Annotated in this window: 17 protein-coding genes; 10 read left to right on the forward strand and 7 right to left on the reverse strand. The window is 49.9% G+C overall.

Going from position 1 to position 17,787, the window contains the following annotated elements; genetic code table 11:
- Position 1: 1 nt before the first annotated feature.
- The 3 genes from FMR86_RS16310 (at position 2) to FMR86_RS16320 (ending at position 3,231) form a co-directional block, all read left to right on the forward strand.
- The gene (locus FMR86_RS16310; RefSeq protein ID WP_163352470.1) at positions 2 to 832 is read left to right on the forward strand and encodes a hypothetical protein; all 831 of its coding nucleotides are present in this window, start codon (positions 2 to 4) and stop codon (positions 830 to 832) included.
- 123 nt (positions 833 to 955) lie between these two features.
- Positions 956 to 3,007 (forward strand): hypothetical protein, encoded by a 2,052-nt coding sequence (locus FMR86_RS16315; RefSeq protein WP_163352471.1) that lies wholly within the window; start codon positions 956 to 958, stop codon positions 3,005 to 3,007.
- Positions 3,007 to 3,231, forward strand: coding sequence for a hypothetical protein (locus FMR86_RS16320; protein WP_163352472.1), 225 nt, complete (start codon positions 3,007 to 3,009; stop codon positions 3,229 to 3,231). The genes FMR86_RS16315 and FMR86_RS16320 overlap by 1 nt, the downstream gene beginning before the upstream one ends.
- Positions 3,232 to 3,280: 49 nt before the next feature.
- Here the strand turns inward: FMR86_RS16320 and FMR86_RS16325 are convergent, their stop codons facing one another.
- The gene (locus FMR86_RS16325) at positions 3,281 to 4,267 is read right to left on the reverse strand and encodes a DUF3089 domain-containing protein (protein WP_163352473.1); all 987 of its coding nucleotides are present in this window, start codon (positions 4,265 to 4,267) and stop codon (positions 3,281 to 3,283) included.
- A gap of 197 nt (positions 4,268 to 4,464) precedes the next feature.
- Between FMR86_RS16325 and bioF the strand changes: the two genes are divergently transcribed.
- From bioF to FMR86_RS16345, 4 genes are all read left to right on the forward strand, one after another.
- The gene (gene bioF, locus FMR86_RS16330; protein WP_163352474.1) at positions 4,465 to 5,640 is read left to right on the forward strand and encodes an 8-amino-7-oxononanoate synthase; all 1,176 of its coding nucleotides are present in this window, start codon (positions 4,465 to 4,467) and stop codon (positions 5,638 to 5,640) included.
- Positions 5,640 to 6,239 (forward strand): alpha/beta hydrolase, encoded by a 600-nt coding sequence (locus FMR86_RS16335; protein ID WP_163352475.1) that lies wholly within the window; start codon positions 5,640 to 5,642, stop codon positions 6,237 to 6,239. Before bioF ends, FMR86_RS16335 begins: the two co-directional genes overlap by 1 nt.
- A gap of 7 nt (positions 6,240 to 6,246) precedes the next feature.
- Entirely contained in the window at positions 6,247 to 6,996 is a 750-nt protein-coding gene (locus tag FMR86_RS16340; protein WP_163352476.1) for a methyltransferase domain-containing protein, read from the forward strand.
- A gap of 100 nt (positions 6,997 to 7,096) precedes the next feature.
- Positions 7,097 to 7,777 carry a CBS and ACT domain-containing protein gene (locus FMR86_RS16345; protein ID WP_163352477.1) on the forward strand — a complete coding sequence of 227 codons (681 nt, stop codon included), beginning with the start codon at positions 7,097 to 7,099 and terminating at the stop codon, positions 7,775 to 7,777.
- 67 nt (positions 7,778 to 7,844) lie between these two features.
- Here the strand turns inward: FMR86_RS16345 and FMR86_RS16350 are convergent, their stop codons facing one another.
- The gene (locus FMR86_RS16350; RefSeq protein WP_163352478.1) at positions 7,845 to 8,258 is read right to left on the reverse strand and encodes a hypothetical protein; all 414 of its coding nucleotides are present in this window, start codon (positions 8,256 to 8,258) and stop codon (positions 7,845 to 7,847) included.
- Positions 8,259 to 8,291: 33 nt separating this feature from the next.
- Positions 8,292 to 8,528 carry a hypothetical protein gene (locus FMR86_RS16355; protein ID WP_163352479.1) on the reverse strand — a complete coding sequence of 79 codons (237 nt, stop codon included), beginning with the start codon at positions 8,526 to 8,528 and terminating at the stop codon, positions 8,292 to 8,294.
- Between the two features lie 223 nt (positions 8,529 to 8,751).
- Here FMR86_RS16355 and FMR86_RS16360 point away from each other — a divergent pair, with 223 nt between their 5' ends.
- Positions 8,752 to 9,906 (forward strand): hybrid sensor histidine kinase/response regulator, encoded by a 1,155-nt coding sequence (locus FMR86_RS16360; protein WP_163352480.1) that lies wholly within the window; start codon positions 8,752 to 8,754, stop codon positions 9,904 to 9,906.
- A 20-nt stretch (positions 9,907 to 9,926) separates the two neighbouring features.
- Positions 9,927 to 11,498 carry a response regulator gene (locus FMR86_RS16365; protein WP_163352481.1) on the forward strand — a complete coding sequence of 524 codons (1,572 nt, stop codon included), beginning with the start codon at positions 9,927 to 9,929 and terminating at the stop codon, positions 11,496 to 11,498.
- A 44-nt stretch (positions 11,499 to 11,542) separates the two neighbouring features.
- On the opposite strand, the gene plsY is transcribed toward FMR86_RS16365, so the two are convergent.
- The 3 genes from plsY to FMR86_RS16380 form a co-directional block, all read right to left on the reverse strand.
- Positions 11,543 to 12,130: a glycerol-3-phosphate 1-O-acyltransferase PlsY gene (gene plsY / locus FMR86_RS16370; protein ID WP_163352482.1), complete on the reverse strand. Its 588-nt coding sequence runs from the start codon at positions 12,128 to 12,130 to the stop codon at positions 11,543 to 11,545.
- A gap of 106 nt (positions 12,131 to 12,236) precedes the next feature.
- Positions 12,237 to 14,300, reverse strand: coding sequence for a ribonuclease catalytic domain-containing protein (locus FMR86_RS16375; RefSeq protein WP_163352483.1), 2,064 nt, complete (start codon positions 14,298 to 14,300; stop codon positions 12,237 to 12,239).
- A 389-nt stretch (positions 14,301 to 14,689) separates the two neighbouring features.
- Positions 14,690 to 15,964, reverse strand: coding sequence for an IMP cyclohydrolase (locus tag FMR86_RS16380; protein WP_163352484.1), 1,275 nt, complete (start codon positions 15,962 to 15,964; stop codon positions 14,690 to 14,692).
- Between the two features lie 177 nt (positions 15,965 to 16,141).
- On the opposite strand from FMR86_RS16380, the gene FMR86_RS16385 reads away from it, so the two are divergent.
- Positions 16,142 to 16,531 (forward strand): hypothetical protein, encoded by a 390-nt coding sequence (locus FMR86_RS16385; RefSeq protein WP_163352485.1) that lies wholly within the window; start codon positions 16,142 to 16,144, stop codon positions 16,529 to 16,531.
- Here the strand turns inward: FMR86_RS16385 and FMR86_RS16390 are convergent.
- Positions 16,454 to 17,698: a transglycosylase SLT domain-containing protein gene (locus FMR86_RS16390; RefSeq protein ID WP_373682494.1), complete on the reverse strand. Its 1,245-nt coding sequence runs from the start codon at positions 17,696 to 17,698 to the stop codon at positions 16,454 to 16,456. The two genes, FMR86_RS16385 and FMR86_RS16390, sit on opposite strands and share 78 nt — an antisense overlap.
- Between the last annotated feature and the right edge of the window lie 89 nt (positions 17,699 to 17,787).

The following is a 17,787-nucleotide window of genomic DNA, read 5'->3' on the forward strand; positions in this document are numbered from 1 at the left end:
TATGGTGATGGGGCTTGCTTATAATTATGGTTCACAAATGGTCACGAGTGCTTTGGGCAATATGGCCATGGGAGCTGTTTCTCAGGGGGGATCCGGTCAGGGGGCTTCATTGGGTAATGTGGGAAATCTTGTCGGCAGTATTTCCAGCTTGACCGGAAGTTCCGGGAGTTTAATGTCGGGCATGATGGGCAACTCCGGTGTGGGGTCCAGTTTGTTGAGTAGCGGCGGGACCGGGAGTTCTGCCGGAACAGCTTCAGGAAGTTCCGGTGGTACAGGAACAAGTCTTCTCAGCAGCGGAGGCGGAATGAACTATCTGGGCATGATGACCCAGTTCGGGCAGTCCGTACTCGGCGGGAGTCAGGAACGCAGTGAGGTGGAATATAATTCCCAGATGGCAGAACTGAACAACTACCACCTCATGCAGCAGGGCATATATAACCGTCAGGTCAGCTACAAGGAAGCCCGTCTAATCAAGCAGGATGCGGAGATCAAACTGGCCGCTTTGCGCCGGGAGTTGTACCGCCGTAATCATTCAGTTTCCGGATATAAAGGAGTGCGGCTGGATTCCGGTTCTATTGTGGATGTGCGGGAGGATACCATCAAGCAGGCTGCTTATGATGCGGAAATCGTGAAATATCAGGCTGAGGTGAATTCCAACAGGCATATTGAACGCGGTGATATGTCGGTCTGGTCCGCGCACAGTCAGACCGTAATGAATTACAACAAGACGCAGGAAGCGACCAACGCGGGTAATTCGGCAATCAATTCCTCGCTTCTTTCACAGGGAACCGAGCTGGCCGGATCAATGCTCAGCTCGAAAATGGGCGGATAATTACAGCGAAGAAATAATATGCAGGGCGGACCTGAGTCATATGGCTCAGGTCCGCCTTTGTTTTTACACTTTAAATATAAGGCAGGTAATTTAATGGGTTATTAACTTTAACAGGAGTAGTTTATGACTGTGGTTTCAAGTGGCAGCACCATCACTTTTGCCGGGGATGGTGTGCAGACCCTCTTTGATTTTAATTTCCGCATTTTTAAAGCGGAAGACCTTTGCGCGGTTGTACGAAGCAGTGAAGGTGCAGAAACAAAATTGATTCAGGGCACAGATTTTAAAATTGTTTCCGGTGTCGGGGCTGATTCAGGAAAAATTCAATATCCCGTGTCCGGTGATCCGTTGCCGTCCGGGGACAGCATCACCCTTTATCGGGAAATTCCCTACACTCAGGAATTGGAGCTGGTGGAAAATGATGCTTTTTCGGTCCAGCTTTTAAATGAAGCGTTCGACCGAGGTGTAATGCGGGATCAGCAGTTGCAGGAGCAGGTGGATAGGGCCTTAAAATACGATATTTCAACTCCGGGAGAAGACCGCCTTTCTCCGCAGGAAATGGTCCGGACCATCACTACAGCAAAAGATGAAGCTGTCGCAGCCCGCAGCGGAGCAATTAAGGCAGAGGACAACGCCCGCGGAATGCTTGGTGATGCGCAGGCCGCTCAAACTGGAGCGGAAGCGGCCCGTGATGCCGCGCAGGCAGCCCGTTCGGCAGCGGAAGAGGCAAGGGATTCGGCAATAAAAATTGCTGTGGGTGATATCACAGCCTTGCGCAGTCCGGTTCCGGTTCTTTCCGGTCCTGCTGAGGCTGCAGAAGGTACGACGGTTTCCATTACCATTTCGGATCATACGGAAGACGGGGTGACTTCATATGAAGTCACTACTCTTGGTTTCGGCACGGCTTCCATCTCGGGCAATAATCTCAGCTGGACACTCGAAACAACGGGCGTTGATATTTCCAAAAGTATTGAAGTGGGCAGAAGACGCAGGGGAGAGCTTTATTCCGACACAGCAATTTATCAGCTGCTGGTAAAACATGTTCCCATTCAGGACGGGCCGACCATGGCTTTTGCTGATACCGTCGCAGGTTATCCCGGCGCAACCGTGGAAGCTGACGGTGCACATGCTCCTGCCCACTCCGTAGGAGCGGAGAACGCAAAGCAAATTGTTGCCGCCAAGCCGGAGGTTACAGCCCTCGGTGTTGCCGAAATCCCCGCCGGGTTCGGTCTCAGGATAGGAGCAGGTGCAGCCGGGGAATATCTGGGGCCGGAGATCGGGTTGGATTTTGCAATTACTTCCTTCACAGCTGGGGCCAACATACTTCCTGTAATGACCGGATACGTTCAGGACGGCTGGACTGCATCGGCCAGTAAAGAGGTTACTGATCGCTGGGCTTGGGAAGCATCCAACGGGAACCCTAGTATGGGCAGTCCTAACTGGTTGGCCAAAGGGACGTCCGGCTGGGTAAGATTCAGCCATGAATCGAAACAGGCTATATCAGGCTATAGTATTTCTACAGAGAACATAGCTCCTTCCAATGCTGATCGAATGGTGACAGAATTTAAGCTGCAGGGCAGTAATGACGGTGCTGGATGGGTGGATTTGGATAGTCAGAGCGGTGTGGTCTGGGCAACATCGGGGGCGCAGGAAAAAACTTACATGTTGTCAGAAATGGCGAACTACAAGGAATACCAACTCCTTGCTCTCAATAATGGTGGGGGAACATATGTCACAGTTCCTCTGTTGAAGTTATTTGGAGTTACAGATGTCGTGTACCCCTCAACTGCATCCGATCTTGTTTTCACCTCTTCGGATTCCATCAAGGGTAAAGTGTTTATCCTTGATGGCGAACATAACGATATTGAAATTGACGGTGTTAAACATAAGGTTGTCTCAGTGATTGAATCTGAATCGGGCGGCACCTACACCACCACCGTCACCCTCGAAACCCCGCTGAATCGGGCTCCCGCAGGACGCGAAGTTGTGAAAATTCCCGACCGCTGCATACTGGCTCCTGCCAGCTACAGCGCAGTGATTGACGGTGATGGACTCAAAATTACCGGGGCGGAAATTACGCTTGAGGATAATCCGAACCTGAAGCGGCTGGCTATGGCGGTGAGCGGTGACGGGGTGACGTTTAAGTCCGGTAAAATTTACATCAAGGAGAAACCGTAATGGGTGAAATGATACATAAAGTAGAAGAGCAGGCCGGGGTTTCCATTCACCGCGAAATTCCGGCAAAACGGAGCCATGAGGATTTTGATATCAGCCAGATGAGTGCTGAAACGCGCGATTCATTTAAACGGGTCTGCCGGGACGGGAATGCTGTTCCGGCAGATTACAGACATGTTTTCGAGTCTGTGCTGGGGCGCGGTGTGGTTAATAATATTTTGCAGTAGAATATAAATAAACAAGGGGTTGATGAGATTTTCATCAACCCCTTTCTAGTTATCTGTGTTCTTTCAGGTAGGCATTGCAGCGTTGTTTCACATTTTCCTGTACGTTGTAGAAGAAGAAATCATAATCGTAACGGTGGTAAACTTCTTTGCCAAGGGACATGTTCAGTTGTTCCAGCACTCCTTGTGTTGGAGTCGGTATTTCCAAAGCCCCATCACCATTAATGCGGGCGGCGGTGAAGTTTTTGATGAGCAGTTTTTTGCCGGGGGAGAGGAATATTTTGGCCTTGATATTCATGGATGCCGGGAATTCGCTGGTTTCAGTATTCCATGAAAGAGGATTGACGCAGCGCGCGCCTTCCTTGACTGTGGGTGATACTCCTCCGGGACCGATGGTATTCCATGTTATGATACATCCGGTCTGGTCTGCTTTTTCACTCAGCTTGAGGCCGAGGTCCGAGATATCCTTGTCGGTGAATGTCCAGCCGGGCAGGTAGGCTGCTACCAGTTTATTCTTATCCAGCAGTCCGGGATTTTTGCGTAGCAGGGTCTGCATGACATACGATCCCTGACTGTGGGCGGCAAGTATGAAAGGGCGTCCATTATTAAGGTTGTTGAGGTAATATTTGAAGGCAGCTTCAATGTCCGAGACCGGAATCTTCAGATATTCTTCAACCTTTAAGTCTTCACCTTTCAGCACTTCAATATTCATCTGCCGGTAGCGCGGCGCGAACACATTGCAGGAATCTGCGAAAGCGGCAGTTATCCACTGAATCGTATCCCGGTCGGTTACGTGGTTCAGTTCCTGATCATCTAGATCGGCGATAAAATGGCCGTTAGCAGGCGGACCGTAGGTGGTGGGGTGAACAAAGAATACGTCAATGGCGTGGGTGGGGTTTTCGTCTTTGATGGACCAGAATTTACCCTGAGAGTAGTCCGGTCCGGCTGGAAGTTCATTGCTCTGCTTGAGATTGCAGGCACAGATGATAAAAATCAGTCCAAGTAAAAGGAGGTTTCTCAAAAGGTGGCTATGTCTCATATGTGCTCCGGTTTGCAGTTCTTTCGATTGCTGATGTTATCTGTCTGTCAGGCTGAATAACAGAAAAGCCACCCGCATATCCATCAAATTTTCCTTATCTTAAAAAACATGGTTGCTATTCTCGCCCATGAGTCTTATTTTTCCCGTTCACCATTTAGATTTTCCTGTTTATTTATGACCGCCGGATTTTATTTTTTATGACTCCAAAAAGTTTTTACCGCCGTATTGAGGGCGAACTTGCCGATCTGGAGAATTCTTCCCTGCTCCGGGAAGTGCCTGATATGGATCATGGCGCAGCAAAGGAAATTGTCTTCAAAGGCAGGGACCTGCTCAATCTCGCCTCCAACGATTATCTCGGTCTGGCCATGGATGAGCGTCTTATCCAGGCCTCTGCCGAAGCCGTGCGTGAGTACGGTTGCGGCGCGGCTGCTTCACGGCTGGTGACCGGTAATTTCCGGATTTATGATGAGCTTGAACGTGAACTGGCTTCATTCAAAGAGCAGGAAGATTCCATGCTTTTTACTTCCGGTTATGCTGCCAATCTTGCCATTATGGACAGTTTTGCCGGACGGCGAACAATTGTTTTTTCCGATAAACTTAATCATGCCAGTATATTGGACGGCATCAGGATGTCCGGGGCGCGGCATGTGCGTTACCGCCACAATGACATCAAGCATCTGAAGAAGAGGATGGAATCCGCAAAGGATGCGCAGTCCAGAATCCTGATTACCGATACTATTTTCAGCATGGACGGCGATCTTGCCAACCTTGAAGAGATCGCCGATATCTGCGATTTTTACGACACCATGCTGGTTCTGGACGAGGCTCATGCCGAGGGCGTTTTCGGGGGCGGGAAGGGCATTGCCCATGAACGGGGAATTGTCGACCGAGTTGATCTGCATATGGGAGCTTTTTCAAAAGGATTCGGTTCCCTCGGCGGTGCTGTGTCCGGGCGTAAGGAGCTGATTTCCTACCTGCGAAATAAAGGACGTTCTTTTATTTTTACCACAGCCTTGCCGCCTGCGGTCATCGGGGCTAATCTTGCTGCTTTGCGTATTGTAGCCGATGATTCTTCCCGTGGTGCCAAACTTCTGGAGATGAGTCGCGGGTTAAAAAATTATCTCGAATTCTGCGGCTTTGATTGCGGGCAGTCGGAAAGTCAGATCATCCCGGTGATTCTGGGGGACAATGAAACCGCTCTTGCCGCTCGTGACAGGCTTATTGAAGAGGGGATTTACGCTGCCGCCATCAGGCCACCGACAGTACCGGAGGGAACCGCACGCTTACGGCTTTCCCTGCGGGCAGATCTGACCGAAGAGGACCTGCAGAAAATCAGGAACGGTTTTGCCGGACTGAAGGCGGGGCAGGAATAATGAAAGTTGTTTTTGTCGGCGGCTGGGCAACTTCGGAGCAGCAATATCCGCAACTGGCCGAGTCCGCCCGTTTTCTGGTTCCGTTTACCGGATTTGATTCTGCGGAACTTCCGGATCTGATTGCTGAAGGCGGAGATGTTTTAATCGGTTGGTCTACCGGGGCGCACATGCTGCTGAAAGAGTGTCGCCACTTATTTGCGCGCTATGGCAGGGTTGTCTTGATTGCCCCGTTTTTATCGTTTACGGATTCTTTTCCCAAGCGGTTGGTCAAGGGCATGATTGCCGGGATGGAAAATGATCCTGCCGCTGTGGTCCGTTCATTCCATGAAAATTGCGGTGAATCGGATATTCCTCCATATGCTCCTGATGATGCAGCGCAACTTGTCGCCGGGCTTGAATACCTTGTTTCTTCAAAGATAGAGATCGACGGCAAAATATTTTCTTCGAATTTAACCCTCGTGCACGCTGACGGGGACCGTATTGTGCGCCGCAAGGCTTTTGATAAAGTTGCGGCAGCTGCCGGGGACGTGCAGATCATGGAAATTGCCGGTGGGCATAAAATTTCAGAAGTTGAATTAATGAATATTATCAAGGGATAGCGACTAAGTGAAAAAGAGAATTCGTCAGTGTTTCGGCAAGGCCGCCGCAAGCTACAGCGAGGCCGCTTCTGTGCAGCGTATCGTTGCCGGAAATTGTGCCGGGTTTTGTCCGCAGGGGAACTATAACCGAGTTCTGGATATCGGTTCCGGTGTCGGCTTTCTGCATGACGAACTTTGTGGGCGCATTACCTGCGGTGATTATATCTCACTTGATCTGGTCCGCCCCATGCTCATGGAACAGCAGGGGGCCGGGGCTTTGCTCGTGGCTGCTGACGGGGAGGAACTGCCTTTTGCGGATGAATGTTTTGATCTTCTGGTCAGTTCATCGGCAATGCAGTGGTATGGCGAACCGGAAAAATCCATTCCGCAGAGTTTTAATGTTTTGAAATCCGGGGGCAGGTTTGCCATCGCCATTTTTACGCAAGGAACCCTTTCTGAATTGGCCGATGTAAGTTCAAGGACCGGGTTCGGTTCGGTCAAGCAGTTGCGGCCCTGTTCGTTTTATGAAGAATTGTTTGGAAACATACCGGGAATAAAGGTGGATTACGCAAGAGAGGAGCATGAGCAGTTCTTCCCTTCCGTAAAACACTTCCTGAAAAAGCATAAGCAGACCGGAGCCGTTGCTTCCAGTGAAGATATTTCCTGGGGCAAGGATAAATACCGCCGGTTTGTTGAAGAGTATGAAAAGTTATATAGGGGAGGATCAGGAATAAAAGCCAGCTACAGGGTTTTCTTTGCCTACGGGGAGAAATTATAACTGCCCGTTTCTTGGAGAAGGCAGTTTCCCTTTGACTTTTTTGCTGATCAATATGAACTTCTTTGAAAGATTAATGATGATGAGATTCAGGAGTTAAGAAATGTTAGTAGGGGATTGGATGACAGAAGAGGTGCTGACAATTCAACCGGGAGCACCCATATTTGATGCCATGGAAATGATGCGTGACGCCGGGATCAGACAGATTCCGGTAACAGAGGCTTCCGGGCTGGTGGCCGGGATTGTTTCCGACAGGGACATCCGTGATGCCATGCCTTCCAAGTTCCTGCCCGGCGATAATGCCTCTGGAAATGGTGAGGGATTGATGGGGCTTAAGATCAAGGATATCATGACCCATGATCCATACATTGTTTCACCGGATACCTGCATGGAAGTTGCGGCTGAAATTCTTCTGGAAAAGAAAATCGGCGGTCTGCCCGTAGTGGATGAATTCGGTCTTGTGGGTATTGTTACTGAAGTGGATGTTTACCGTTTTCTGACCACTGTAACCGGGGTCAGCAAGGGAAGTTCCCAGTTTGCTTTTGTTCTGGAAGACACAGCTTCGGCCCTTGAAGAACTGCTCAATGATCTTTGGGCCAGAGGGGTAAGGCTTTCCACTGTATTCACTTCCTATGAAGGAGTGAAGCAGGGCTCTCGCCGTGTGTTTGTCTGGGTGCAGAAACTGGATGATGACACTGTTGAATCTTTGGTCATGCACTTGAAAAAGACCTATGATCTCAGCTACCATGTCCATCGGGGCGAGACGCACAAGAACGAGTTTTAGGTTTTTAGTGTACTGGTAATAAAAAAACCGCACTGAACTTTCAGTGCGGTTTTTTGCGTCTATTAACTTAAATAAGTTTTAGCTTTTTGACTTCTTCATACACTTCTATTGAAATCATATTCAAGGTCAGCAGGGCTCCGATTATATCAATGTTTTTTTCTATTCCATATATCTCTGCTGACAGGTATTGGGCTTCCGTTAAAATCTGTTTCTGAAGCAGCCACCCCTTCAGGTCGGTAGGGTCTTCTGCGGGTTTGGATTCCGCTTCGGATTGTATTCCTGCTTTTAAAAGAGTCTTCAGATTTTCCAGCCTTTGCGAAAGCTCTTTACGGTTTTTGCGCAGGTCCTGCAATTCTTCGTTCAGCTTTTTTTCCTTGTCCGCCAAATCCATTGATTTGATTTCAAAACTACCGTTGATGGCTTTGCAGATAAAGACTGTGGCTAATAGGCCTATTGTGACAAAGGTGATGGAAAAAATCATGGCTGTGTCTTTTGGGTAAAGCTATCCCGGCGGTTAAACGTCTTCCGTGCTATTATCCAGATCTTTTAATCTTACTTCTGTTTCTGTCACTTCTTTTTCTATTAAACTGATTTCCGAACGCACTTTATCCATGGAATTTTCCATGTGTCCTTTTTTCAGCTCAAAGGCTTTCTGCTTCTGCGCAAATTTTGAACTCTGCGCTGAATGCGTTGAGTATATAATGAAGGCAAAAATGATCAGTGCGATTGATGCTACAAGCATTTCTGTCATGTCAATTCATCCCTGTATGAATGTAATACCGAAACCTTAGTTTATATGGCCCTTATGTTCAAGAGGAAATAGCTATCTGTTTAAAATAATGTGTAATGTAAGTGACAAAATTAAAGAAATAATCGATTGGATGTAGAATACTGTTTGAATTTTCAGCCAAGTGAGGTAATCTGTAAAGTAGGTTTGCCTTCATAATTAATCTGGATTTTCGATGAGGACGTGCATGCACTCTGATAATTTGTTCGCAGATGATGAATTGCTCTTTTCCGGGGAGGAAGCAGAAGAGTCACGGTCGCGGCAGGCTGAGCCGTGGCGGGTGCTTATTGTCGATGATGAACCGGACGTGCATTCCATGACCAGAATGGTTCTCGGTGACTTTGAATTCGAGGCCAGGCCCCTTGATTTTACCAGTGCTCATTCAGGGGAGGAATCAATAGAAATATTGAAGGGAAATCCAGATTACGCGGTGGTTCTGCTTGATGTGGTAATGGAGACCAATACTGCAGGTCTGGACGTGGCCCGCCGGATCAGGAACGAGCTCAACAACCAGTTTATAAGAATTATCTTAAGGACCGGGCAGCCCGGTTTCGCCCCGGAACACACGGTTATCACTGAGCTTGATATAAATGATTACTGGCAGAAGGCCGAGCTTACTTCTCGCAGGCTGACCACCTCAATGACCACTGCCCTGCGTTCTTACCGGGATCTGCACAAGATTGAGCTTAACCGGGAGAGTCTGGCTCAGATGGCCAAATCTGTGGCACACCAGATACGTAACCGGACCATGACCATAAACGGTTTTGCTGGTCTTGCTTCGCGAAAGCTCGGACCGGATTCCGAAGTTTCGGAATATCTTGAAACCATTGCCCATGAAACAGCCCGGCTGGAAGAGATCGTAAAAAGTGTTTCCTCTTTTGCGTCTATAGATCATTGTGATCATTGTAGTTCAGAAATTTCAGATGTAGCGGAGAAGTCCATAGAGCTGTGCCGGGAGTATGCAAAAGAGTTGGGTAGGGATGTTTTTTTTGACATCGCTCTTACAGAGCAGACCATTGACGCCCGTCCGGATCTGCTGACCAAGGTCATAGTTGAGCTGTTGTCCAATGCGGTTTTTTTTGCAGATGAGCAGCAGCCTCGCGTAAAGATCAGTGCCAGGGTGGATGGCGATTTTTGCATGCTGGTGGTGGCGGATAACGGGGACTGCGTTGCAGAATCAGATTTGCCTTATATTTTCGACCCTTTCTATACAACCAGACCGGAGGCTGTAGGAATGGGATTAAGTATTGTAAATAGAATTACCAGCGGTTATAACTGGAGTGTGGACGTTTCCTGTTCGGATGAGGGGGGAGCTGTTTTTTCGGTGGCAATCCCTTTATGATATTCAAGTGAGGTCAATGTATGGTTGTGAGTTCGAATTCCGTTGATTGTGATGAGCTCCTTTTTGCGGATGAAACACCTGATGAAGGAATTGTACGGAAAAGCAAAAATTGGAAAATTCTCATAGTTGATGACGAAGAGGACGTTCACAGCACGACTCGGCTTGTTCTGAGCGACTTTTCCTTTGAAGGTGCAGGGCTGGAGTTTTTGAGTGCCTATTCAGCTGAACAGGCTGTCTCTATTCTGAAAGAACACCCGGATGTGGCGGTTATCCTCCTTGATGTGGTCATGGAAACCAACCATGCCGGCCTTGAACTCGTGCGGACTATCCGTGAAGAGATGAAAAACAATATGGTCCGCATCATTCTGCGTACCGGGCAGCCGGGACAGGCACCGGAACGGCAGGTGATTATCGAATATGATATCAATGATTACAAGCACAAGGCGGAACTTACCGCCCAGCGACTTTTCACCTCGGTGCTTTCCGCGTTGCGTTCATACAGGGATCTGCAGGTAATTGAGCAGAACCGTAAAGGGCTCAAGCATATCATTGAAGCCTCAGGCAGTCTTTTTCAGCAGCAATCTGTCAGCCGACTTGCCCAAGGGGTGCTTACACAGGTCATTTCTCTTATAGGGTTGCGCGATTCAGTTTATATAGAAGGTGACGGGGTTGCTGTTACCAGTCCCGATCATGATGATATGCGAATTATTGCTTCCACGGGAAAATATTCCCAGTGCAGTGCCTCCGTTGAAGATTGTCCGGTTATTTCCCAGCAGACAAAAGAACAATTGAATACCGTGCGTGAAAAAGGGTGCGGATGTTTTACAGATAATGATTACATTGGCTATCTGCCCACGCATCAACATGGTTCCCATCTTCTGTATGTGGAGAATTGCGGTAATGAATTCAACGAGCAGGATGAAGACCTGTTGCGGATTTTTTCCGATAACGTCGGCGTAGCCTTTGATAATATTTACCTGAATCAGGAGATTCTGGACACCCAGAAGGAAATAGTGCGCATGCTCGGCGAGGTGGTGGAGTTCCGGTCCAAGGAAACAGCCTTTCATGTCATCCGGGTTTCGGAAATTGCCCGTATTCTGGGTATGGCTGTCGGCCTTGATCCGGTAAAGGTCGATGAGCTTTATTATGCGTCTCCAATGCATGATGTGGGTAAAATCGGCATCCCGGATTCCATACTGCTTAAGCCGGGAAAGCTGACTGATAATGAAATGGAGATAATGCGTACCCACACTGAAATCGGGTACAATATTCTGCGCGCCAGCAACCGTAAACTTCTTAAAGCAGCGGCAACAATCGCCCATGAGCACCATGAGTACTGGGACGGCTCCGGTTATCCGCAGGGGTTGAAGGGTAATGAGATCAGTATGGCCGGGCGCATCATCTGCATCACCGATGTTTTTGATGCCTTGTGCAGTGACCGGGTCTATAAAGAAGCGTGGGAAGTTGATCGGGCACTGGAATTTTTAAAGTCCAACAGGGAAACAATGTTCGACCCTGATCTGGTGGACCTTTTCTTCGATAATCTGGAGAAGATTATGGAGGTCAGGGATAAGTATCGAGATGTTTTTTAAGTAAAAAGGGGAGCCGAGCGGCTCCCCTTTTTTATTGCATTCTTTTATTTCTTTTTCTTCCAGGAATTTTCTTCGCCTTTGGCGAGGCGTCTGATGTTTTCCCGGTGGGTCCAAAAGAGAAGCACGGTCATGCCGCAGGCCAGCGGGACCATGCCGATGGAGCCTGTTACCAGAGTAAAGAAGGGCAGGGCCACGGCAAAGGTGAGGGAACCCATGGAAACAAATCCGGAAAGTCCGATTACGGCCAGCAGGAAGATGATGGAGTAGAGTGTTGCTACTGGAGCCAGCGCAAAGAATACACCGATGGTAGTGGCAACTGCTTTGCCGCCTTTCATATCAAGAAAGATGGAGAAGACATGTCCGAGAACTGCCGCAGCGGCCACGAGGGAGATGAAAATCCAGTTGTGGCTGTACTGGCAGGCCATGAGTACCGGAATGAAGCCCTTGGCTACATCCAGAACCAGCGCGGCTACGCCGTACTTGAATCCACAGAGGCGGGCCACATTGGTGGCACCGGTGCTTTTGCTGCCCTCGGTGCGAATGTCGCAGTTGCAGCAGATCTTGCCGATGAAAAGTCCGAAGGGGATTGATCCCAGAAAATAAGCGAAAACCAGCCAGAATATCCAGAGCATGCGCTAACTCCTTAAAGTCTTTTTTTCGTTTTAAAAACCGAAATTACATATATGCTAATTCCCGGCAAAATAACAGCCGGAAATAAGCATCTCCTCTCCTTGAAAATTATTCTTCCATGGCTTCCACAACCCGCAGTTCATTGGTCAGGGGGTCGATTTTGTTGAAGCGAATCTGGAATCCCTGTCCGGGGTACAGTTTATCTCCCAGCATGGGGCGGGGGACACGTACGTTGATCTGGATTTCGGGCATAGCCAGTGTTGCCAGCGGGCCGTTATCATCTACAACAACAGCATGGTGCCAGCTTTTCCTGTTCTGGGCCAGATAGAGCAGCTTCCAGTAACGCGGTCTGAAGCGTTGAATTTTTATTACCGACTGCAAACGTAATTGCAGGCTGTCGGCAATTGCCTTCAGTTCATCCGCATCCCACTTGGGTTGTTCTTCCACAAGATAATGGCAGAGTTGGGCCATGTTCAGGAAATCCGCATAACGGCGCAGAGGCGAAGTTATAGGGCTGTATCCGGTCACCGCCAGTGTGGCGTGTTTTTTCGGGGTGGTATCCATCTGCGGGGGAACCATCTGGCGGACCCGCATGAAAATTTCGTGCGGCTCGGTTACTATTCCGCTCAGGTCCGAGGGCAGGGCAATGTCCTGCGTGCGGTAAAGCAGTGGAAATCCGCGGTCTTCCGCAAACTTACCCAGACCGGAGTTGGCGAGGATCATGAATTCGCTGATGATCTGGTCCGCGCGGGTTGTGTTTTCCTTGGAAGACATGATCACCTTGGTCTGCTGCGGCCAGCCTTCAAGTGAAAGTTCCGGTTCCGGTCTGCGGATGACAATTGCCCCGTGTTTGATGCGTTCCTGCAGCAGTTTTTCTGAAAGCTCGTAAGCAAGAGCCATTTCGTCGTCACTGCCTTCTTCAAGCATCTGCTCCACTGCCAGATAGGTGGAGTTGTCGGTGATTTTTACCCAGCCGTTGTGGGGAGTGACCGATTGCAGGATTCCATGCTCGTCAAGCTCGAAAGTTGTGAGCAGTGCCGGACGAATCTCCCCGGCAAAAAGACTGAGTGAGCCGATACCGAGGGCTTCCGGCAGCATATGGCTGGTGCCTTCGGGCAGGTAAACGCTTGTGCCGCGATTCATGACCGCCTGATCAAGTTCGGATCCGAAATTCCAGTCCATGCAGGGCCGGGCAAGGGCTATGGTCAGGGTGTAACCGCCGTCCTCACGCTTTTTGAGGTTGAAGGCATCGTCAATATCTTTGGTGGTGGCGGCGTCAATGGAGCGCATGGGCAGGGGGCAGGGATCGCCCGCTTTGGTTTCCACCGCCTCGGTAATACGTTCAATTTCCGCTTTGTGTTTTGCTGCCCAGCTGTCATCAAAGGCATACTCAGCTTCATCCAGCAGATAGTTGTGATGCGGATGCACAATGCCCCAGCCCTGTGCCAGCAGGAGTGGCAGGTGAGGGTGATCGGGCAGACCTTTGCGTAGGGCGGACCACATTTTGTTGGATTTATCTTCATTCAGACCGGAAATACGGTCCATGAGGAAAGATCTCAATCCGTGTGCTATTTCATCGGACATGTCCGGAATCTGGTCCGGTCTGATTTTTCCGCCGGATTCCCGGGCGGTCCATATCTTTTTGAATAACTCCTGCCCGGTACTCATGATTTCTTCATGGGCCTTTTCTTCGGCCTGTTGCTGCAGGCGGAGTTCGACTTTTTCCTGAGTGTAGATGGTGAATTCGGGCGGCTGAAATTTGAAATGGGTCTTGGCTGCGATCATGGCCCGGCCAAGGGCGGAAATCTGGTCGGCATCGGGATTTTCCCAAAGCAGCCCTGCAAACCAGTCCAGCGGTGCTTTTTCCACTTCTCCCTGCGCCAGTTCCCATATTTCCATGGTATCCAGCCCGGCCTGCAGTTCGCCCCGTTTTTCCTGATGGGCAACCATATGGTCGAGCATTTCCTGCCGGGAGGCGGAAGCGGAATACTGCGGTCCGATCCACGGAAGAACCCGTGCCGCAGGCATCTTGGTTTCGCGTTTGTTGATGGTGTAAAGTTTCAGCTTTCCGGACTGTTCTTCCATGACAAAAGCCAGCTGCGGCTGGTTGCCGTGCATGAATTCTACAATATTTCCGGGCGCTACGTAACGTCCATCCTTGAATAGGGACATGTAAATCCTTCCGGGAACACCTGTGTTTGCCGATACAGTAAACGTTTCCCGCAATCCGTCCGCTCGCAATCAGACGGAGAAATGTTCAAACTTGCTTAGTCTTAAAAAAATAAACCCCGAATGTCTTTCGTCCAGACATCCGGGCATTCTTAACATAAATGTTTAATTATTGAAATGGCAGGCCTGCGCTAAAATTTTGTCAATTTAATATACGAAGCGGCGAAGCCAACTAAAAGGTTTTGATTCGCCACGTCCTGTGGCTCACCCATGCGGGGCGTTGTCTTTTAGTCACCGTCCAAATCTGCTTTCCTGCAGATTTGTGAAAGGGGGAGTCCAGAGGGGGAAAACTTTTGCAAAAGTTTTCCCCCTCTGGCCGCCGGAGGCAAATTTTAATGCTTAAAAGAACGCTGTCCGGTGAAGACCATGGCGACCTGCGGGGAGGCTTCGTTGGTAGCCTGAATCACTTCGTGGTCGCGGATGGAACCGCCGGGCTGGGCGATGGCGGTGATACCCTGCGCCATGCACAGGTCCACGCCGTCGCGGAAGGGGAAGAAACCGTCGGAAACCAGCACGGAACCTTTGAGTCCGCCTTTGGCTTCCACTGCGGCCTGTTCGATCTCGGCGAGATCCTTGGCAGCCTGTTCGTCCTTGAGGGCTTTCAGCTTCAGCTCGAAAAGGGACATCTGGAATTTTTCAAAGCAGAGTCCGTCAGCGTACTTGATGCGTGCCTTGGTTACTGCCAGCTCAACGCAGCCAACGCGGTCCTGCTCACCTGTGCCGATGGCGGTTGTTACGCCGTCTTTGGCAAAAATCACAGAGTTTGAGGTAACACCTGCTTCAACTGCCCATGCGAAAAGCATGTCGTCCGTTTCCTGCTTGGAAGGAGCACGGGAGGAGAAGGTGGAGCCGTCTTTTTCAGCTGTTGCGGGGATGAAATCTTCAGCATCGAGAATGCGGTTGCGGAAAGAGAACTGCACAACCATGCCGCCGTCCATGAGAGATTTAACGTCGAGGAAAGGCTGACCGAGCATCTTTTCCAGATCGGCAATGCCGGGAATCTGGAGAATTCGCAGGTTCTTGCGTTTCTGGAGAACTTCGAGAGTTCCTTTTTCAAAAGAGGGAGCCGCAACAACTTCAAAATATGCACTGTCTACAACTTCAGCCGCTTCCATGGTGAAGGGGCGGTTTACTACGATGGCTCCGCCGAAAGCTGCGATACGGTCAGCCTGAAAAGCGTTACGCAGGGCTACTCCCACGCCTTCTTCGGACCATGCCGCGCCGCAGGGGTTGTTGTGCTTGAGGATAACAGCCGCAGGCTTGGCGGTAAGGTACTGCAGGATGTTCAGAGCGTTGTCCACATCGGTCAGGTTGGTCTTGCCGGGATGTTTACCCGCCTGAATCATGTGTTCTTCGGTGAGTGCGGAAACAAGTCCCTGCCCTTCACCGCGAAATTTGATGCCGTCGTATTCGAGGCCGCCGGAAACCAGCTCGTAAAGTGCTGCGGGCTGATCGGGGTTTTCACCGTAGCGAAGGCCCTTTGTTTCGCCGTCGATTTCCCAGGTGCGTTTTTTGAAGGTCAGCTTCTGGTCGCCGAGGGTAACGGTCATGTCAGCGGGAAAAGGGTCCTGCTGCAGGGTTTTGTACATCTTTTTAAGATCACTCATAGTTGTTCTCCGTGAGTTGTTGCCTTGTGGTACGCCGCTCATAGCACACCCTTTTGCGGCGGGCAATTTTGAATTGCGGTCCCAGCAATCTTTTTGTAGGTTGATTTTGATCAAGTGCGCGGGAAAAGCACAATTTTTTGTCTAAGTTCCGTCGCCATCAGTTTATCGGGAGAATATATGTCAGAAGGTTATATGGAAAAGGCCCTGTTGAAATTGGCCAAGCAGCTTAATGCCTATGATGAGGCATCACTTACGGAATTATGGAACAAGTATGAAGCTGAAGTGGCCGAATTCGAACCCACCCGCAAGTGGGAGGAAGCCGCAGTTGTATTCGGAATGATACAGGCTGTGAGGCTTAAAAACCAGCTTTTTAATTATCACTGGGCCCAGACAGCAGGACCGGAATCCATGTCCCCGCGCCCGGACTTCATCCCCGGTAAGGGAGAGGATGAGCTCTTCGGAGGAAAGCCGCAAGGCTCCGGCGGCGGATCAATCGGGAGTGGTTCCGGTGGTTCTTCCGGCAAGGGGAGCAAGGTAATTCGCCTCCAGCCCCGGAAGGATAGCTAGCCCGTTCATAATATAATAGTAATAGCGAATGCTATCTACGTAATCCACGGCTTCATACCCACGTGTGTAGCCGTGTTTTGTTTTTGAATGGTATTTGGGCCGGGTCAGCAGCGGGAAAACCTGCTTGAGTGAACGCCATGTTCCCGGATGCTTGCTGGTGTACTTGGCAATATCAATGGCATCGTAAACATGCCCCAGGCCCTGATTGTAGGCCGCAAGGGTGAAAAGCCAGCGATCCCAGCCGTCCACATCCCGACTTTCCAGTTTATCCCAGAGAAATCTTAAATAACGCGCACCGCCGTTAATGGCCTGCCGCGGGTCCAGCCTGCTTGTTAATCCTAAAAGTTGCGCGGTATCGTTGGTCAGCTGCATCAGCCCGCGAACCCCGGTTTTGCTGCGTGCAAAAGGATCAAAGCGTGATTCCTGATACATGACCGCAGTCAGGAGCAGCGGATCAATGTTGTATTTCCCGGCAGACTTGATGATGTAGTTGTGGTAAATGGGCAGCTTTTCACGGATATCCTTACGCAGGGAGTAGAGATCGTAAAAATCAGTTTCTTCAGGGATGAAACCGAAATATTTTTCCTGCAGGTCCTCCAGCGTTCCATTGGTCGTCACCAGATGCCAGTAATCTTCAACGGCCTGACCTAGACCGTGTACATCTTCGCGCATGTACCACCTGTATTCAAGGTCATCCCCGAAATGGTCCGTAATCCTGAGTTTATGCAGAAATGGCCGGACAGGTTTGAACGTACCGGATTCCACCAGATGGAAGCGCATGGTTTTATTGTTGTTGTATTGCAGCAGCGGTTCCAGATGGCTGGAGTTTTCACCGCTGATAATTGTGGGAGTACATCCCAGCTGTTCGCTCAGGCTGTTGAAAGTTTTTTTCAGACCTGAATGCTCAGGAATAAATACATTCTGGTCACAGAGCTCGAAGGGGGTGCGCAGTTCAAATTTGCGGATATGATGCAGCATGGCTGCCGGGTTTTGCTCATAGACCGGTCCTTTGATTAACGGGGTGCTGGTCGAATTCAGGTCCGGGTTAAATCCCGTGGCCAGCATGATATCAGCTTTCCCTTTGGTCAGGGCTTCAAATGCCAGAGCGTGGGTCGGGTAAGCCTTGATATCCAGTTCAGTCCCGGCGTAATCTACGAATTCATCCACCAGTTCCCGCTCAAATCCTGGACCCCAAGGAGACAGCTTTGGAAAAACCCGTTCAATGTCTACAGCAGCCACTCTGATGGTGGCGGGCA

Source organism: Desulfovibrio sp. JC010 (genome assembly GCF_010470675.1).
Taxonomy (GTDB): Bacteria; Desulfobacterota; Desulfovibrionia; order Desulfovibrionales; family Desulfovibrionaceae; genus Maridesulfovibrio.